General features: G+C 71.0%; 13 protein-coding genes. 7 read left to right on the top strand and 6 right to left on the bottom strand.

Going from position 1 to position 17,092, the window contains the following annotated elements; all coding sequences use genetic code 11:
- Positions 1-147 precede the first annotated feature (147 nt).
- The 3 genes from D7Y04_RS02910 to D7Y04_RS02900 all read left to right on the top strand — a co-directional run bounded on the left by D7Y04_RS02910 (position 148) and on the right by D7Y04_RS02900 (position 3,445).
- Positions 148-1,911: an ABC transporter ATP-binding protein gene (locus D7Y04_RS02910; protein WP_121758233.1), complete on the top strand. Its 1,764-nt coding sequence runs from the start codon at positions 148-150 to the stop codon at positions 1,909-1,911.
- A gap of 45 nt (positions 1,912-1,956) precedes the next feature.
- Positions 1,957-2,430, top strand: coding sequence for a hypothetical protein (locus tag D7Y04_RS02905; RefSeq protein WP_233601251.1), 474 nt, complete (start codon positions 1,957-1,959; stop codon positions 2,428-2,430).
- Between the two features lie 82 nt (positions 2,431-2,512).
- Positions 2,513-3,445 carry a hypothetical protein gene (locus D7Y04_RS02900; RefSeq protein WP_147454431.1) on the top strand — a complete coding sequence of 311 codons (933 nt, stop codon included), beginning with the start codon at positions 2,513-2,515 and terminating at the stop codon, positions 3,443-3,445.
- Here the strand turns inward: D7Y04_RS02900 and D7Y04_RS02895 are convergent.
- A complete protein-coding gene (locus tag D7Y04_RS02895; RefSeq protein ID WP_121758232.1) occupies positions 3,414-4,145 on the bottom strand; it encodes a hypothetical protein in 732 nt (243 codons plus the stop codon). The genes D7Y04_RS02900 and D7Y04_RS02895 overlap by 32 nt on opposite strands.
- Positions 4,146-4,251: 106 nt before the next feature.
- Between D7Y04_RS02895 and D7Y04_RS02890 the strand changes: the two genes are divergently transcribed.
- Both D7Y04_RS02890 and D7Y04_RS02885 read left to right on the top strand, forming a co-directional pair.
- Positions 4,252-5,013, top strand: a complete 762-nt coding sequence (locus tag D7Y04_RS02890; protein WP_121758231.1) for a hypothetical protein — start codon at positions 4,252-4,254, stop codon at positions 5,011-5,013.
- 2 nt (positions 5,014-5,015) lie between these two features.
- On the top strand, positions 5,016-5,570 hold the full coding sequence (locus D7Y04_RS02885) for a hypothetical protein (RefSeq protein WP_171806685.1): 555 nt from the start codon (positions 5,016-5,018) through the stop codon (positions 5,568-5,570).
- On the opposite strand, the gene D7Y04_RS02880 is transcribed toward D7Y04_RS02885, so the two are convergent.
- The 5 genes from D7Y04_RS02880 to D7Y04_RS02860 form a co-directional block, all read right to left on the bottom strand.
- Complete coding sequence (locus D7Y04_RS02880) at positions 5,571-6,281, bottom strand: hypothetical protein (protein ID WP_121758230.1); 711 nt, start codon at positions 6,279-6,281, stop codon at positions 5,571-5,573.
- On the bottom strand, positions 6,281-7,264 hold the full coding sequence (locus D7Y04_RS02875) for a hypothetical protein (protein ID WP_121758229.1): 984 nt from the start codon (positions 7,262-7,264) through the stop codon (positions 6,281-6,283). Before D7Y04_RS02875 ends, D7Y04_RS02880 begins: the two co-directional genes overlap by 1 nt.
- Positions 7,264-8,802, bottom strand: a complete 1,539-nt coding sequence (locus D7Y04_RS02870; RefSeq protein ID WP_120593907.1) for a pilus assembly protein TadG-related protein — start codon at positions 8,800-8,802, stop codon at positions 7,264-7,266. The genes D7Y04_RS02875 and D7Y04_RS02870 overlap by 1 nt, the downstream gene beginning before the upstream one ends.
- A complete protein-coding gene (locus D7Y04_RS02865; RefSeq protein WP_120593906.1) occupies positions 8,781-9,578 on the bottom strand; it encodes a TadE/TadG family type IV pilus assembly protein in 798 nt (265 codons plus the stop codon). Before D7Y04_RS02865 ends, D7Y04_RS02870 begins: the two co-directional genes overlap by 22 nt.
- Positions 9,579-9,679: 101 nt before the next feature.
- The gene (locus D7Y04_RS02860) at positions 9,680-12,739 is read right to left on the bottom strand and encodes a helicase-related protein (protein ID WP_121758228.1); all 3,060 of its coding nucleotides are present in this window, start codon (positions 12,737-12,739) and stop codon (positions 9,680-9,682) included.
- A gap of 342 nt (positions 12,740-13,081) precedes the next feature.
- Here D7Y04_RS02860 and D7Y04_RS02855 point away from each other — a divergent pair, with 342 nt between their 5' ends.
- Together D7Y04_RS02855 and D7Y04_RS02850 are read left to right on the top strand one after the other, a co-directional pair.
- A complete protein-coding gene (locus D7Y04_RS02855) occupies positions 13,082-14,938 on the top strand; it encodes an ATP-binding protein (protein ID WP_120593904.1) in 1,857 nt (618 codons plus the stop codon).
- A 268-nt stretch (positions 14,939-15,206) separates the two neighbouring features.
- The gene (locus D7Y04_RS02850; RefSeq protein WP_120593903.1) at positions 15,207-17,078 is read left to right on the top strand and encodes a cytochrome C; all 1,872 of its coding nucleotides are present in this window, start codon (positions 15,207-15,209) and stop codon (positions 17,076-17,078) included.
- Positions 17,079-17,092: the final 14 nt, after the last annotated feature.

Raw genomic sequence — 17,092 nt, 5'->3', positions numbered from 1 at the left:
GCTGTCCGCGTGTGTGGGATGCGGCAACGCAGGCGGGCGCGAGCGCTCCCTGACCGGCCGTGGGGCGGGCGGCCATGCACGCGCGCTTCCCACTTCCCTTTCACTTGGACGGCACCGTCGCCTCGGTGACAGAGTGCGCCCCCTCCCGTGGCTCCCCGTCCCTCCGCGCACGTCTATCGCCGGCTCCTGGGCTACCTGAGCCCGTACCGCCGGTTGCTTCTCGCGGGCACGCTCGCCTCGCTCACCGCCGCGGCCGCCACCGCCGCGTACGCGTGGATCGTCGGGCCCCTGCTGCGCGCCGTCCTCACCGGCGCCCCCGTCACCGTCGCGGGGATGACCCTGGCGCCGGAGGCCCTGCTGTCCCGGCTGCCCCTGCTGGTCGTCGCGGTGGCGCTGGTGAAGGCCACCGCCCAGTTCCTTCAGGGGGGCCTGATGCAGCGGTTGGGCCAGCGGGTGATGGCCGACCTGAGGGGCTTCCTCTATGGCCGCCTGCTCGCCCAGCCGCCGGCGTTCTTCGAGCAGCGCCACTCTGGCGAACTTGTCTCCCGGTTCACCTCGGACGTACCCCTGGTGGAGTTCTCCGTCACCCAGGCGTTGTCATCGTACGTAAGGGATGGGCTGCAGATTTGCGCACTGCTGGCGACCTGCTTCCTCATCGACGCGAAACTCTTTCTCTTCACGTTCGTCGTCGTGCCCGTGACGGTGGTGCCGGTGAGCCGCTTCGCGCGGTCGCTCAAGAAGGTGGCCACCCGCTCGCAGGCCAACCTGGGCGCGCTCAGCGCCATCACCGCCGAGCAGCTGCAGAACCTCCCCGTGGTGCAGGCGTACGGCACGGTGCCCCGCGCGCTGGAGTCCTTCGACGCGGAGGCCGAGGCCTACCTCACGGAGATGCGCCGCTCGCTCTTCATCCGCGGCGCCTTCAGCCCCACGGTGGAGCTGTTGGGCATCGTCGGCGTGGCGGTGGCGGTGGCGTGGGGCGCTCGCGCGGTGTCCATGGATCCGACGCTGGCCGGGCGCCTCCTGTCCTTCATGGCGGCGGCGCTGCTGCTCTACCAGCCGGTGAAGTCTCTGAGCGGCACGCTGTCCCAGGTGCTCACGGGGCTGGCCGCGGCGGAGCGCCTGTTCTCGCTCGCGGACTCGCCGGTGCCGCCGGACATGGGCGCGGAGGCTCCTCCCCTGTCGCGCGCCCTGGAGCTGTCCGGCGTGCGCGCCACCTACTCGGATGGTCGCGAGGCCCTGAAGGGCGTGGACCTGACGATTCCCGCGGGCGCGCGCGTGGCGCTGGTGGGCCCGTCCGGCGCGGGCAAGACGACGTTGTTCTCCGTGCTGCTGGGCTTCCTGTCGCCGAGCGGCGGTGAAGTGAAGTGGGACGGCGTGCCGCTGTCCTCGCTCAAGGCGTCCAGCGTGCGCGCGCAGCTGGCGTGGGTGCCGCAGGAGCCGGTGCTCTTCTCCGGCACCGTGCGCCACAACCTGCGCCTGGGCCAGCCGGACGCGCCGGACGACGCGCTGTGGGAAGCGCTGCGGCTGGCGCACGCGGAGGACTTCGTGCGGGCGCTGCCCGGCGGCCTGGATGAGCCCGTGGGCGAGCGGGGCAGCCGCCTGTCCGGCGGACAACGGCAGCGGCTGGCCCTGGCGCGCGCGTTCCTTCGCCGCCCGTCACTGCTGCTGCTGGATGAGCCCACGAGCGCCCTGGACGCCACCAGCGAGGCGGCGGTGGGCGCGGGGCTCCAGGCGCTGATGAAGGGCCGCACGGTGCTGGTCATCGCGCACCGGCTCAGCACCGTGCGCGACGCGGACCTCATCGCCGTGGTGGAGGGCGGCCAGGTGGTGGAGGCCGGTACGCACGAGCAGTTGCTCGCGCTGCGAGGCCGCTATGCGCGCCTGTTGGGCGAAGGCGCCGTCGCCGCCTGAACGCCGCCCCGCGGGGCCATGGCCTTCGCTTCCAAAGGGGTGTTCATGGGTCCCGTGCCCATTCGCTCCACGCCATCGCTGACCTTGCGCGACCGGGCACGCCCTGCGAGCCTTCCGCCCTGGCCCATGCCCCAGACGCCGCCCCGCGAACGAGAGCCGCTGTCGCTCAACGCGCTCCTGCTGGTGCCCGCCCTGCTGCTGGCCGCGGGCGCGTGCGTCGCGGTGGCCGCCCGGCACTTCGCGCTGGCTGCCGCGTTCACCGGCACGCTGGTGCTCGTCCCGCTCGTCTTCCGGCTGTGGACGCGTCCCTGGTACCGGGGGCTCGTGCTGCGCGGATTGGGCCTGTTCATCGCGGGCATGCACCTGCCCATGCTCACCGGTGGCGTGCTCGCCTACGGGCGCATCGGCTGCGAAGGCGCGGACTGCGGCCAGACACTTCTCTGGAGCATCGTGCTGGCCCCCGTGGCCGGCGCCGCCTGCTCTGTCGTGTACTGGCTCGTGGGCCGTCCCCCCGTCTGAATTACAAGGAATCACAGGCCCCCTATTCTCACTGGAAATGCTTGTTCCAGTCAGACCTCACGTCGCGCCCGGGCCGTTCGTCGTGGCGTTGGCCGTCCCCACCACGGTGTGCGTGCTGGGGAGCACGCTGCCGGTGCTCCTGGGCAGTCCCGCCGGCCTGGTGAGCGTGGTGAGCTCCGCGGGGCCCTTCGCGGCGCTGCTGGTGCTGACGCTGGTGGTGGAGGTGCCCCTGCTCATGCTGGCGACGGGCTCCACGCTGATGGGCCGCACGGTGCCGCTGGCGGTGATGGTGGGCATGGCGACGGTGCCGTGGACGCTGGGGCTGCTGGGCACGGAGGTGGCGCTGGAGCGGATGCAGGTGGCGCTGCCGATGGTGTCCGCCACGGACGCGGGCATCGCGTTGACGGCGGGCCTGGGCAAGGCGATGGCGCCCCGGCTGCTGGGCGCTTGGACGAGCGCGGTGCTGCTGGGCGCGCTGTCGGTGGCGCTGGGCATGGCGCGCTACAACACGGCGCGCGTGGTCCACGACAACACGCGCCGCAGCCTGCTGCTGGGCAGCCTGGTGTCCGCGGCGCTGGCGGGCATGGCGGTGGTGGGCACGCTGGAGGCGCACCATCTCTTCACGCTGCTGTCCCGGCTGTCTCGGGCCCCCGGCGCGCTCCGCCCGGACCTGATGGCGGAGGGCATGGCGCAGGCGGCCCAACTGCGCACGGTGCGCTGGAGCTGCTTCTCCTGCCTGCTGGTGCTGGGCTGCGCCTGGCTGATGACGTACCGCGCGGCGGAGGCCCGGCGGACCCGCGCGCTGGAGTGGGTGGGCGGCCTGGTGCTCACCGCCGCGGTGGCCGTCCTGCTGGTGCTGGACGCGCACCCGCTGCACACCACGCTGGGCCCGGAGCGCGTCACCACCGGCCGCAGGACCTCCGGCCCCGTTCCCACTGACGCGGACGTGACACACCTGATGGGCGAGCGCTCGCCCGTGCGGCTCAGCTTCCCCGCATCAGCACGTACAGCATGACGAGCCCCACCACGACGGCGAAGCCGAAGACGGCCACCGTCACCAGCCCCTCCGACTTGCGCACCACCGGGGGCAGGACCTCGTTGGGCAGCGGCTGACCGTGCCGCAGCACCACGGGCTCCGGCTCCGGGGCCACCCGCGGCGCGGGCGCTGCTGAAGTGGCGGCGGGAGCGGCCTCGCGCGGAGGCGGTGCCACCGGCGTGAAGGTCACGGTCCGGGTGGCGACGGTTTCTCGCGTGCCGGGATTGCGGCCCGACGGGTCCGCCAGGTGCTCTGGCGACGTGACGCTGGACATCTCCAACCCCTCGCGAGCGAGCGCCAGCACGCGCTGCATGTGCAGGATGTAACGGTCCTGGCCCTCGTAGGTGGCGAGCGCCTGCGCGGCGCGCACCAGCCGCTGCGGCACCAGCTCCGGGTCCGCGCGCACCTCCGTGGACACGGGCCTCGCCTCGCCGGCTTCCACCCGGCCGGTGCGCACGCCCTGTCCGCTGGCCCAGATGCAGTGTTCATCCAAGAGCGTCAGCTCCTGGCGGCGCACCCGGCCGTCCTCGTCCACCAGGGACATCAGCTCCGCGCCCTGGGGAGACAGGTGCCAGACGGTGCGCAGGCCGTTCTCCCCCAGCGGTCCTTCCACCGCGCGGGCGCGGTAGAGCTCCTGCATCGCGGACTTCAAGGGGTCGGACGAAGTTTCCACGGCCATGACTGCCGCAGAGTAGGGGCGCCGCGCCCGAAACGGAAGCGACGCCCGTTCCGGTGTGATTGCCCCGTGCGCGGATGCCCGCCTTGTGCCTACCGTCCATTCCACGATGAGCCGTTCCAAGAACCGAGCCCCCGACTTCATCCGCCAGTTCGAGGGTGCACAGACGCTCGACGGACTGCTGGAGCTGGCTGGCAGTCCCTGCGACACCGCCGACGTGCTCGAGCGCATGCAGGAGGCGCGCGCGGAAGGCGCCGATGCCGGCCAGGTGATTCCCACCCTCTTCGACGGGGAGCCCCGCTTCCCGGACCCGGAGCTGGCGCGCCGCCTGTACCAGAACCTGCTGGGACTCTGGGACGTGGTGCTGGAGGGAAAGACGGTGCGGCCGGAGGACGGCCCCCGCCCGCCGCGCCCGAAGAAGGAGCGGCTGCAGCCGCCCGCGCCCTTCCATCCGGACGAGCCCTCCGGCGAATTCGTGGAGGCCGCCTGGCGTTACCTGGAGGACGACGACAAGGCTCGCACGCGGCTGATGCATGCCTACGAGAACCGGCAGGACAGCCTGCTGGGTGCGCTTGACGCCGCTGGCCTCACGGACGAAGGTTATGGGGTCGCCCGCCACCTGCTCTTCGAGCTGCACTCCATGCTGGAGCTGGGCTGGCCGCCGGGGCTCTCGGCTGCGGAGGCCAGGGCCCTGGACAGGGAACCGGATGCGCCGCCCGCGCCGGATGCCCTCCAGGAATACGTGACGGAAGCGCTGTTCGAGGCGGAGCAGGACGAGGAGCACCCCCTCGCTCCCGAGGAGCTGGCGCAGGTGCGCACCCTCGTCCGGCGGGGACTGGTCGCGCTGTGGCGCGCCCGCAAGGGGAGATGAAGATGGCCCGAGACGACAACGACGGTGGTGGCTTCACCGGCAAGCGCAACAAGTCCTACCGCGAGCTGGACGCGCAGCGCGGCAAGAGCAAGTACCACTCGCGCCAGGACGACCCGGCGCAGCAGAAGCTGGAGCGCAGCGCCAGCTACCAGAAATACAAGACGGCCGCGGACGCCCTCTTCACCGGCGGCGAGCTGCCGGAAGGGCTCGCGAAGACGTTCGACCCCGAAGGCAAGCGCAAGGCCCAGAAGGACGCCCTGCGCAAGGTGCAGGAGTCGGAGACGCGCGCGGACTGGGTGAAGGGCGTGGTGGACTACCTGGAGAAGTATCCGGACCTGCCCGAGGACGCGTACTTCCTCGACAGCCTGCTGGACCACCCGCGCGAGCGCATCGTGGACAAGGCGCTGGCGAAGCTGGAGTCGCTCCAGGAGGCGGGCACGCTCCAGAAGAAGCTGCCCAAGAGCCTGGACCAGCGGCTGAAGTCCATTGAGATCACCAGCCTGGACCCCGACATGCAGGGCCGCGCGAAGGTGCTGCGCGAGAAGCTGCGCGCCTGATCAGCGCGCGCGCTGCTGGTGGATGAGCACCACGTCGCGCTGACCCTCCTTGGAGGGCTGATGCGTGAGGCGCAGCTCCGCGCTGGGCCGCGAGTACAGGCCGGGCTCGTCGCCGCGCTTCCAACCGGCCTTCGCCAGGGCGTCATCGTAGAAGGCCTCGACCTGCTGCCCCGTGAGCGGCACCTGGAAGGTCAGCGTGCGCGACCCTTCCGCGTTGACGCGCAGCACGCCGTTCGCTTGCGGCGGCAGCGGCGCGAAGTCCCCCGCCGCTTCCTGTGGACGCGCCAGCGCGTGGTTGGCCTCCCCCAGGTACAGCGTGGTGGTGCCATCCGGCTGCGGCATCATCACCACGGTGTAGGTGATGCGCCGCTTTGGATCCAACGCGGTGAGCATGGCCGCGTTGTTCGCGTACTGCGCCTGCTCCTTGCCGGGCGGCACGTAGAGACCGCCGTCGCGGAACGCGTCCGCGAAGCGCTGCACCAGGTCCCGGATGTTCTCCTTCACGTGCACCGCGCGCAGCGCCACCGGGATGCCACCCGCCTCCACGATGTCGCTGGACTCCACGTGGGCGATGACCTGGAGCCGGGGCCACGCGAAGCGCGGCGCGGCCTGCTGCACGCCCGCGTCCGGAACGCCCGCGTCGGGAGCCGCCTGGGCGGACAGCCCCAGCAGCAGCGAGAGCACCGCTCCCGCCACGCGCCCGGCGCGCATCAATGCGGCACGCCTCCCAGCCATTTGTTGCGCCGGCCGTCGTTCCGGTAGGTGGGGGAGAGGTTGTCCGCCACGAAGGGGGTGGTCTCCCAGACGGTCTGGTTGCCCGCGTGCGAGCCACCGATGCTCTGCTCGTAGTTGCTCTCCGAGCCGCGGAAGCTCATGAAGAACTGGTCCTCGTTCACGCCGCCCACCGCGCCCACGCCCGCCATCAGCGCGGCGCCGGCGCTCCCACCGCCGCCGTTCTCGCGGTACACGCTCTGGGCCCACCCGTAGTAGTCCACGTTCCCGCAGGTGCCCCCGCTGTCAATCATGAGCGGGCACTCACGGCCCTCCGCCACGGAGGACAGGCCCCAGTCATCCAGCAGCATGAAGAAGCGCCGGGTGCAGCGCCCGCCCGACGCGCGCCCCGCCGCGCACACGCGGAACTGGTCGCTGGCGAGCCGGTGCGACACCTTGAAGAACTCCGGCTCCATGAAGTTGCCCAGCCGCTCCGCGCGCAACGTCGTGGAGGCGTTGCAGGAGATGCCGTCGGACTGGGTGGCCATGGCCAGCCCCAGCGCCGTGGAGCCTGGATCCGCGTCCACCGGGCGGGTGCCCAGGATGCCCACAGGGCTGCCCGCGGGCCGCGTCGGCTCGCAGTCCACGTTCACCCGCGTGGCGCGCGCGATGGCCAGTTGGAAGGTCATCGCGCCGCTGGTCTGGCTGGCCCGGCCGTCGAAGTCCTGGTAGCGCCCCGCGGCCTCCGACGACGCCAGGGCCTCCGCGTTGGCGCGCTGGAAGACGCCGGCCTGCGGGTTGTGCATCACGTGCCCGGTGGCCTCCCACAGCGCGAAGTTGGCGGCCTCCTGCACCTTGAGCGTCAGCGCGCCCACCTCCGCGAAGTAGATGCCGAACAGGAGGATGGTGACGAACACCATGGAGCCCAGGGCCGTCTCGACGAGCGCCTGTCCCCGGCGCGACGTGGAAGCGCGCGCGCGCATCAGTACTTCCCTCCCGTGCTGCTGCCGCCCCGGTAGCCGGCGTTGTCCAGGCGGCGCAGCGCTTCCGCGTGCTCGGAGAAGCCCGCCTGCTGCAGGCTGTTCGCGGGCTTGTCGTCGCGAGCGCCCTCGGTGCTCACCAGCGTGGCGCGCCAGAAGGGGTTGAGGAAGTTGGGCGGCTCCTCCCAACCGCCGCCCACCGCCGCCGGCCGGGGCCGGTGGTAGTAGGCGAGCCCCGCGGCCAGGGCCACCTGGTTGCGCTGCACGTCCTCGCGGCCGGTGGGCAGGATGCGCCCGAGCGGCGCGGCGTTGTCGAACTCCGTCTCCTGGTTCGCGAACTTGAAGGTGAACAGCAGGTTCCAGGGGTCCGGCTTCGCGCGGCGCGCGTCGCTGGCGTAGTCGCGGTGGAGCATGGCGTACAGCTTGGGCTGGCCGTAGTCGTTCTCGTCGGCGTTGCCGTGCAGGAGCCCCGCGTTGAAGCCCACGGAATAAGGCCAGATGCCGGGGCACACCACGCAGGCGCCCAGGGTGTGGCGTTCATCCACGGTGGTGTTGTTCTCCGCGCCCTGGCCGGGCGGCGCCTTCGCGCCGTAGACGTGCTGGTCCTCGAGGGACTGGCGCTCGTCGGACATCACCCACGCGTCCGTCGCCGCGGCGGTGTAGGGGGTGCCGTCCGGGCAGACGCCGGTGACGGCGCGGCCGTGGTCGTGCGCCCACGAGTTGCGGCCGGAGATGGTCTGATAGGTGGAGGAGTCCATCGCGGACGCGCTGCCGTAGTGATGGAAGCCCGGGTTGTGCGCGGCGGCGCCAGAGCCGAAGCCCGCGCTGCCGCTCCCCCGGTTGTGCACCCACGTCCAGCCCAGGCTGCCCATGGTGGCGTTGAGCGTGGCGGTGCCCTGGCCTCCGCCCGTGGGCATCACCGCGCCGGAGGTCGCCGGCACCGAGCCCGTCTTCTCCTGCTGCATCAGGTCGTCGTAGCTGGAGCCGGAGGACGCGCCGCCGGACACCTCCGACAGGGACTTGTTGGCGCCCTCGGGCTGGGCGGCCAGCTCCGGGTTGATCTCCTTGGCGATGAGCCGGGTGAGGTTCTGGTTCGCCAGGTGCGTGCCCACCAGATGGTTGTAGATGGCCAGCTCCGCGCGGAACATGGAGCCCGCGCGCCCCTGCAGCACCTGCACCTGCGTGGCCGCCGCCTGGTCCAGGGCGGACCAGTCGTTGCCGGGCATGGCGCACGGGGACGTCTGCCGCGCGGCGTACTGCTGGCTGCCGTAGCTGATCATCGACTGCGTGCCCGCCATGGCCACCATGTGGGCAATCTGGGCGCGGTTCATCACCGCGATGGCGTTGAACGTGCGCGCCGTGGACACCGCCTGGCTGTAGGCCGCCGCGTCCGCCGCCATCTGGATTTCGACGCGCTCCTTGGCGCGCATGCCGAAGCCCAGCGTGAGCAGCACCATCAACGTCAACAGGAGGAACGTCAGCGAGAACAGCACCAGCGCCTGGCCGCGCGCGCCGGACTTCAGAAGCCGTGCAGGCTGCATCCGGCACCTCCATTGAAGTTCGACGCCTTCACCGGGGTCATCATCCGCATGGCCGCGTGGACCTGGATGGGGAACAGGTAGTGGCCCTGCGCGTTCCAGCGCAGCATCCGCTCGCCCAGGTCGCCGCCGGGCCAGTCATCCGGCCCCAGCTCCACGTCGGTGTCCGCCCACCAGTCGGACTTCTTCTGCGCCGGGTTGAGCGGGTTCGCGTCCGTGTAGTTCTTGAGGTGGAACTGGGCCAGGAACATGCGGCTCATCACCCAGTCCGCGAACGGGATGCGCATGTAGTACCAGGCCACCATGCGGATCTCGAGCGTGCGCCGCTGCATCTCCGCATTGGAGTCCGTGGGCACGTCGAACAGCAGGTCCTCGTCGCCCGCGAGGCTGCGCACCCAGGCGGGATCCGGCGACTCGCGGACGATCTCCACCATGGGCCCCTCGGTGAAGAGCGTCCCCTGTGAGCCGCGCACGCGCAGGTAGTTGCGCTTGCGTTCATCAAAGGCGTTGGCCAGCTGCGCGGGCGTGCGCGTGTGCTCCACCGTGGGCAGCATCGTCACCAGCGCCGCGTGCGTCATCGCCTCGCAGCTGCCGTGGTTGAGGCTGCCCGCGCGCACCGCGCGGTACACCGCCACCTGCGCCAGGATGCGGCCCTGCAGCAGCATGAAGAGCTGCAGCGAGCCCAGCACCATGAACACCACGAGCGGCATGCACAGCGCCGCTTCCACCGCGGCCTGACCGGATTCGCGCTGCCGACGTGGGGGGTGGGGGAAGGCCATAGTGGGTGAGGCTGCCTTCCTCCTAGATTCTCGATGATTGGGGAATCGGTCAAATGGCCGGAACGCCTTCAGACCGATTCCATTGTGTCACAACTGTTTACTCAGCGGTTGAGGGTGAACCCGCAGGCCGCGTCCAGCGCCACCTTCGCCCCCGCGAGTGCCTGGAGCAGGCGCTCGTAGTGATTGCGCTCCGCGTCAACCTGGGCCTCCACCTCCTCTGGGGGCAGGCCCTGGTGGGAGAGGGAGAGGCGCAGGCGGGCGGCGGCCGAGTCGCGCTCGGCCTCAATGGCCGCCCGGGCCTTCTTCGCGGACCGGCCGAGCTCCGCCTCGGCGGCGGCCTGGGCCACGGGCAGTGCGGCGTCCACGAAGGCTCCGAAGCCAGGGAAGGCCTGGTGGACTTCATCCCCCTTCAGGGCCTTGCCGTCGGATTCCAAAGCGGTGAGTACGGAAACGTCCGCCACGGGGCCCTGGGGGCCCTCCACCACGGCCACGGGCAGGAGGGTGCGGGCCAGGAAGCGGGCCAGCTGTCGGCTGGGCACGCGGGCGCCGGGCGAGGTGTCCTGGGGCTCCGGCAGCTGGACGTGGAAGAGCAGCTCCAGGCCGCGCGCGGGCTTCTTCACGCTGCGCTTCTCGATGTGGCGGAAACCACTGCGGCCGTAGGGTCCGTCCTTGAGGAAGCCGAACAGCGCCTCCACCAGCGGGTGGCCGGTGGCGAAGTACTCCAGCTCCTCCGCCTCCACCGCGGTGTCGCGCCAGAAGGTGCCCAGCAAGGTGCGGTCCTGCATCACGTCGATGCCGGGCAGGCCTTCCACGTTGAGCGCGTGGCCGAACTGGAAGGCCACCTGGAAGGCCTCCACCTGCTCGTCGGTGTCCACGCCAATGCCCACGCGGCGCGCCAGCTCCGTGACGGTCTCCTCCAGACGCTCGTCCAGGTCGCGCGCCACGCTCCACAGCCCGTCCTCCAGCGGCGGAGCCTCCTCGTCGGAGTCCTCGTCGCCAGGCTCATCCCCCATGCGCTCCTGCGCGCGCGCCACCAGCCGGGCCACGGCGGGCTTGTCGAAGCTGCGCACGTCCAGCAGCGGGTCGTACGCGCGCTTCACCTGCTCACGCGCCGCCTCCACGCGGGTCTTCAGCTCCGCGGCGTACTCCACGCGCGCCTCGCGGGGCAGCAGGGCCAGGTCCGTGATGCGGTCCTCCACCTCCTCCAACACCGCGTCCAGGCCGCCCACCGTCTCACCGAAGACGCCCACGGCGTCCGCCAGCAGCATCAGCACGTCCGACGCGAGCGTGCCCGCGGGGTCGAAGACGTGGATCTCCACCGGGTGCGCCTGCCCGATGCGGTCCAGGCGGCCGATGCGCTGCTCCACCGTGGAGGGGCTCCATGGCAGGTCGTAGTGGACCAGGTGATGCGCGAACTGGAAGTTGCGGCCCTCGCCGCCCACCTCCGTGCAAAGGAGCACGCGGGGGCCTTCCGGGTCACGGAAGCGCGCCACCTGACGGTCGCGCTCCACGAGCGGCAAATCGCCGTGGTAGCCCAGCGCCTCCACGCCCTCGCGCGACAGCTCCGACTGGAGCGACTCCAGCGTGTCGCGGCTCTCCGTGAACACGAGCACCTTCGCGCGCGGCTCCGCCTTCCAGATGCCGCGCAGCACGCCCACGAACGCGATGAGCTTCGCGTCCCGGCCGGTCAGCTTGAGGTCCGCGCCCTTCAGCGCCGGGTTGGACTTCACCGCGCCCATGAACGCCGCGGGGCTGGACTCCAGGCGCCGGAGCACGTTGGCCAGCGGCGCACCGCGAAGCGTGCCCTTCGCCAGCGTGGCGAGCGCCGTGTCACGCGCCGTCAGCTCCTCCGGCGTGAGCTGCACCGGGTGCCGGTGGAGCCTGCGCGTGGAGAAGCCGCCCACCACCGCGCGCCGGTTGCGCACCAGCCGGTCGGACAGGCTGTACGTCTCCGCCAGGTGCGCGAGCAGCGCCTCCTTCTCCTTCAGCGTCTGGAGACTCGCGTCCTCCGGGAAGCGCTTCGCCAGCGCGGCCACGGCGGCCTTCGCGGCCTTGCCGTCGCCCTTGCCTTCCATGAGCGCGCGCACCGCGGTGGACAGCTCCTCCTGGCGCTGGAGCCGCGCCTCGAAGCCGTTCACGGACGGCGCGGTGGCCGCGTCGATGAGGGTGAGCAGGCCGTGGTACTCCGCTGGATCCAACTGCATGGGCGTGGCGGTGAGCAGCAGCAGGCCCCACGAGTTCGCGGCCAGCCCCTTCGCGGCGGCGAAGGCCTTCTCGCCCTTCAGGTGGTGCGCCTCGTCGATGATGACCAGGTCCCAGAAGGCGTCCTCGGCGGCCACCTCGTCGCGGTGCTCGCGGGTGCGGCTGAGCAGCTCCAGGCTCGTCACCACCAGCGGGAAGCGCGCCCACGGAGAGACGTCCGGCGCTTCCTTCAGCGACTGCTCGTAGCGGTCCGAGTCCATCAGCGTGAAGAGCTGGTTGAACTTGTGGAACAGCTCCACCAGCCACTGCACGGTGAGGTGGCTGGGCGCCACCACCAGGCAGCGGCGCGCCAGGCCCACCAGCCGCAGCGCGCTGAACACCATGCCCGCTTCAATCGTCTTGCCCAGGCCCACTTCATCCGCCAGCACGAAGCGCGGCCGGCGCGCGGACAACACGCGCTGCACCACGCCCACCTGGTGCGGCTTCACCATCACCCGGCTGGCCAGCAGCGCGCCCAGCGCGTCACCCCGGCGCTCGTCGTCCAGCACCAGCGCCTGCTTGCGCAGCATGAACGCCTTCGCGTCCCCCACCCGCCCGTCGCGCAGCGTGGACAACAGGTCGGAGCGCGGCGCCAGCGCACGCACCTCCGACTCCGGCAGCTCGTCCTCCTCGCCCGTGTCCTCGAAGCGCACCACATAGCGGCGCAGCCCGCGCGCGCCCGGCTCCTCGCCCAGGATGGTGGCCTTGCGTCCCTTCGGCGTCTGGATGGGCTCGCCCTTGGGCAGCTGGTAGGGCACCAGCGCACCGCCGCGCGTGGACACCAGCACCGGCTCGTCCTCGCGGGACGGGAAGGCGATGAGGGCCTTGGCCCCCTGCTCCTGCAGCGACAGCAGATGCCCCACGCCCCACTCGGGCTGCGGGAGGTAGCGGACCTTCAGACCTTCGACGAGAGACGCCATATGCCGTGCAACACCTGGGTGACGAGGAAGGGGCGCTGCATAACGTCCCGGCGCCCGGAAGGCCATTTCACGGGCACCTCCACCCCTTCCAACCCCTTGATTCCAGGCCCGAGTTCCCGGAAAGCGCCGGGGCATCGTCCACCATCCGACAGCCCCGCCGCGTCCTGCCCGCCAGACCTTTCCCATCCCCGCGGGTAGGGTCCATGATTTCATGACAAACAGGTAAAAACAGGGTTATAGGATACCCTGCCCGACAGGGCGATGTCGCTCACCCCACCTTTTCGGTGATGTTGAGCGTCCTTCTGCACAGAAGCGCTCGGTGCCGTCGGGGGGGAGTGCCACATGCTGCGACGTTGGACCTTCGCTCAGCGGGTCGGGGCGGGTCTGTCCGTGTGCCTTCTGGCCGGACTCATCCTGCTTGCCACCCTGGTGTCCGCGGCCCACACGCTGACGGTGGACGACGGGGCCCTCGTCCATCACATCGCCGACATCCTCGCGGGCCTCCTGGGCCTGGGCGCCCTGGTCGCGTTGGTGATGGTGCTGCGCAACGCGCTGGGCCCCATGCACGCGGAAGCCGTGCAAAGCGAACAGCGGTTGCACCTGTTCATGGATGGCGTGAGCGACTACGCGCTGTGCTTCCTGGAGCCGGATGGCACGGTGTCCTGCTGGAGCACGGGCGCGGAGCGGCTCACCGGGTGGACGTCCTCCGACATCGTGGGCCAGCGCGTGGAGGTGCTGCACGTGCCGGACTCGGTGACGCACGGCCTGCCCACCTCCCACCGCGAGCGGGCCGCGCGCGAGCGGCGCCTGCAGGCGGAGGGCTGGCGGATCCGCAAGGACGGCTCGCGCTTCTGGGCGGAGACGCTGCTCACCGCGCTCTACACGGAAGGCGGCACGCTGCAGGGCTTCGCGGAGGTGACGCGCGACATCACCGAGCGCAAGCGCACCGAGCGCATGCAGGCGCTGCTCGCGGAGGCCGGACGCGTGCTGCAGCCGCAGGCCGGCGCCAAGGAGCTGGGAAACGCGCTCACCCGCCTGTGCGTGCCGGAGGTTGCTGACGCGTGCGTGCTCTACCTGCCGGACGGCCAGGGCGGCGTGCGCCCCGGCGCGGTGACGTGCGCGGACGCGGCCACCCAGGCGCGGCTGTGGGAGCCGCTGATGCGCAGGCCCTCGCAGGACGAGCCCGGCCCCGCGCGCGTCATGCACACCGGCCGCGCCGAGCGCTTCGCGGAGGTGGATCCAGACCGGCTGCCCTCCTCCGTCAGCGACAGCACCTGCGCGGAGCTGTGGCGCGCGCTGGGCGTGCGCTCCGCGCTGAGCGTGCCGCTCGTCGTGGACAACCGCGTGCTGGGCGCGCTGTGCCTGCTGTCCACCCGGCCCCACCGCCACTACGGCGCGGTGGACCAGGCCTTCCTGGAGGAGCTGTCCGCGCGCGCCGCGCTGGCGCTGGACAACGCCCGCCTGCTCGCGGCGACGCAGAACGCGCTGGAGCTCATTGGCGTGGCGGCGCACGACCTGGGCACTCCGCTCAGCTCGCTGCAGCTGCGCCTGCGCCGCATGCGCCTGCAGTGCGCGCCCGCGCACACGGAAGACCCGCGCCTGCGCGAGGGACTGCTCCTGGCCGAGGACGAGACGAAGCGCCTGGGGCAGCTGGTGCACAACCTGCTGGACCTGTCGCGCCTGTCCGGCGGCCGGCTGGTGCTGGAGGCCCGGCCCATGGACCTGGCGGAGCTGGCGCACGAGGTGGCCGCCCGCCACGAGGACCAGGCCACCGCCGCCGGCTGCGCCCTCACCGTCCACGCCCAGAACGCGGCCCGCGGCCGCTGGGACCGCCAGCGCCTGGACCGCGTCCTCACCAACCTGGTCAGCAACGCCCTCAAGTTCGGCCGGGGCCAGCCGGTGGAGGTGCATGTGAACGTGGACGAGGACTCACACCGGGTCCAGATGTCGGTGCGGGACCACGGCGCCGGCATCCCCGCCGAAGCCCAGCAGCGCCTGTTCACCCGCTTCGAGCGGGTCACGACGGACAGCCGCGCGCCGGGCTTCGGCCTGGGCCTCTACATCGTCCGCCAGCTCGTCGAAGCCCATGGCGGCACCATCCGCGTCCACTCCCGGCTGGGAGAAGGCTCGGAGTTCACGGTCGAACTCCCGTTCACCCCGGAAGCACAGGAGGAAGTGGGAAAAGCGATTCGAGTATGACCCTCCAGGGTGGGTTGCGCCCCAGAGGCCCTTCCCATCCAGTCACGAACAGTTCGAGTTCGCCTCTGGGTGGAATAATTCTCAGAAGTTGAATCGCTCTGTTGATTGTGGATATTCTCCGTGTGGCTAGAACTGCTCGTTTCCGGCAAAAGCCGGATTTGAGAGTGACCCTCCGCCAGCGTCCCCCCGACGCAAGGGCACCCGGGTCCACTGGCCGCGACGCTGCTTCGGCAGCCGTCCGCACATACGCGTTCGGAGGAGTCCCCTCATGGCTGGAACTGACACGATTCGGGAGCGGTGTTCTCGCACTTCCCCCCACCTGTTCACGGCGGGCCGCGCGAGCCTGCTGGCCACCCTGGCCAGCCTGACGGTGGCGTGCGGCGGTCCGGAGTCCACGGGGCTGGAGTCCTCCGCCGTCGTGGAGCCCAGTGTCGAGCCGCAGCTCGCGGTCCAGGGCCAGGACCTGTCGCTGGGCGACATCCTGGGTGGCGGCAACCGCGAGCCGGCCGTGGGCCTGGCGCTGGAGGTGGACAACGGAAAGGGCGTGCCCATCAAGGTGAAGGCCGGCCAGTCCTTCTGGGTGAACCAGATTGACCTGCGCGCCTCCATCACCGCGTCCAAGGACGAGGGCGTGGACGGCCTGCGCCAGAACAGCGACTTCCTGGCCATCGGGTGGTCGGGTGTGCGCCTGGCGGACCAGGAGTTCGTGGGCCTGTCGAACCCGGACGGCACCTTCACCCGCCGCCGCTTCTACCGTGACGCCGCGTGGATGAAGGCGACCAGCCTCTTCACGGTGGAGCCGGTGGACTCCCGCGGCGTGCTGACGGGCGCTCCGGTGCTGCTGAACATCGGCAGCGACGACACCCGCCGCACGGAGCGCGACGACTTCTTCGTCCGCCGCATGCGCGCCATCCAGTGGACGCGCGACTGCCGCTCGCTCACGGACTGCAACGGCGCCCGGGCCTATGAGGAAGAGGCCCTGGTGGAGCTGCGCAACGCGTACGACCACGCGAAGAAGCAGACCCTCACCTTCAACTCCCGCACGGCCGGTCTGCGCCTGCGCTGGAGCCTGCGCCCGTTCGCCCCCTACTACATCCCCGTCACCCAGGTGTCCCAGCCGGAGTTCAGCTACGGGTTCGGCATCGACATCAAGCCCGTGACGGCGCCCCGCAAGGACGGCACGTATGCCCCCGGGTCGGACGTCACCTTCCAGATGACCCTGAAGGACGGCAAGGGCAAGCGCCTGCACAAGGCCGGAAGCCTCCCAACCTACAATGAGGTCGCACCTCCGGGCGCTCCCGGTAGCCCGGGCGGCATCCAGTACTATCAGGCGTTCTTCAACCCCACGACGACCTACTATCGCCGCAAGCACCAGGAACGGATGATGATGACGCAGCTCATCGGGCCGGCGCAGGACATCCAGCCCATCCGGACCATCGTCGACCTGGAGGCCTTCCTGGATGACTCGCAGGACGTGCAGACCATCGCCACCCCGGCGCGCGACGGCGTCTATGCGCAGTTCATGACCTTCCCCCCCGCCAACAAGCTGTTCGGCGGCGCCTTCTTCCCCAACGACGGCCGCTGGGATGCGCCCGTGAGCGACACCTGGACCTACACCCTGCCCGCGGACGTGAAGCCCGGCACCTACCTGGTGACCGCCAAGGCGCGCCGCAATTACCTGGGCGAGGACATCCCGGCGTCGCGCACCATCGAAATCCAGGTGGGGACGAAGACGCACACCAGCGCGGCCCTGACCACGGGTCCGTGCAACACCTGCCACAGCAAGGGCGGCGATCTGGGTGAAGTCCTCCATGCGAACGACAACCGCGCCGCGTGCGCGTCGTGTCATGCTCCGCTGGGCTTCGAACTGGAAGGGCCCATCTTCGTGCGCACGCACTTCATCCACTCGCGCTCCAACCGCTTCGACGCGCCCCTGGAGAAGTGCTCGTCCTGCCACCTGAAGCAGGAGACCACGCAGCGCACCAGCAAGGCCGCCTGCCTGTCGTGCCACAAGAGCTACCCTGAGAGCCACGTGGCGAAGTTCGGCCCCATCGAGAGCATGTACGTCGGCGGGGGCCGCGAGTCGTTCCAGCAGTGCACCGGCAGTTGTCACAAGACACACCCCGGCGCCGGCTTCTAGCCGCCGCCGGTTCG

Origin of the sequence: Corallococcus sp. AB038B (assembly GCF_003668955.1) — a bacterium.
In the GTDB taxonomy this organism is placed as follows: domain Bacteria; phylum Myxococcota; class Myxococcia; order Myxococcales; family Myxococcaceae; genus Corallococcus; species Corallococcus exiguus.
The sequence above is the reverse complement of the archived record's forward strand: the minus strand, read 5'-3'. Positions and strand labels throughout refer to the sequence as shown.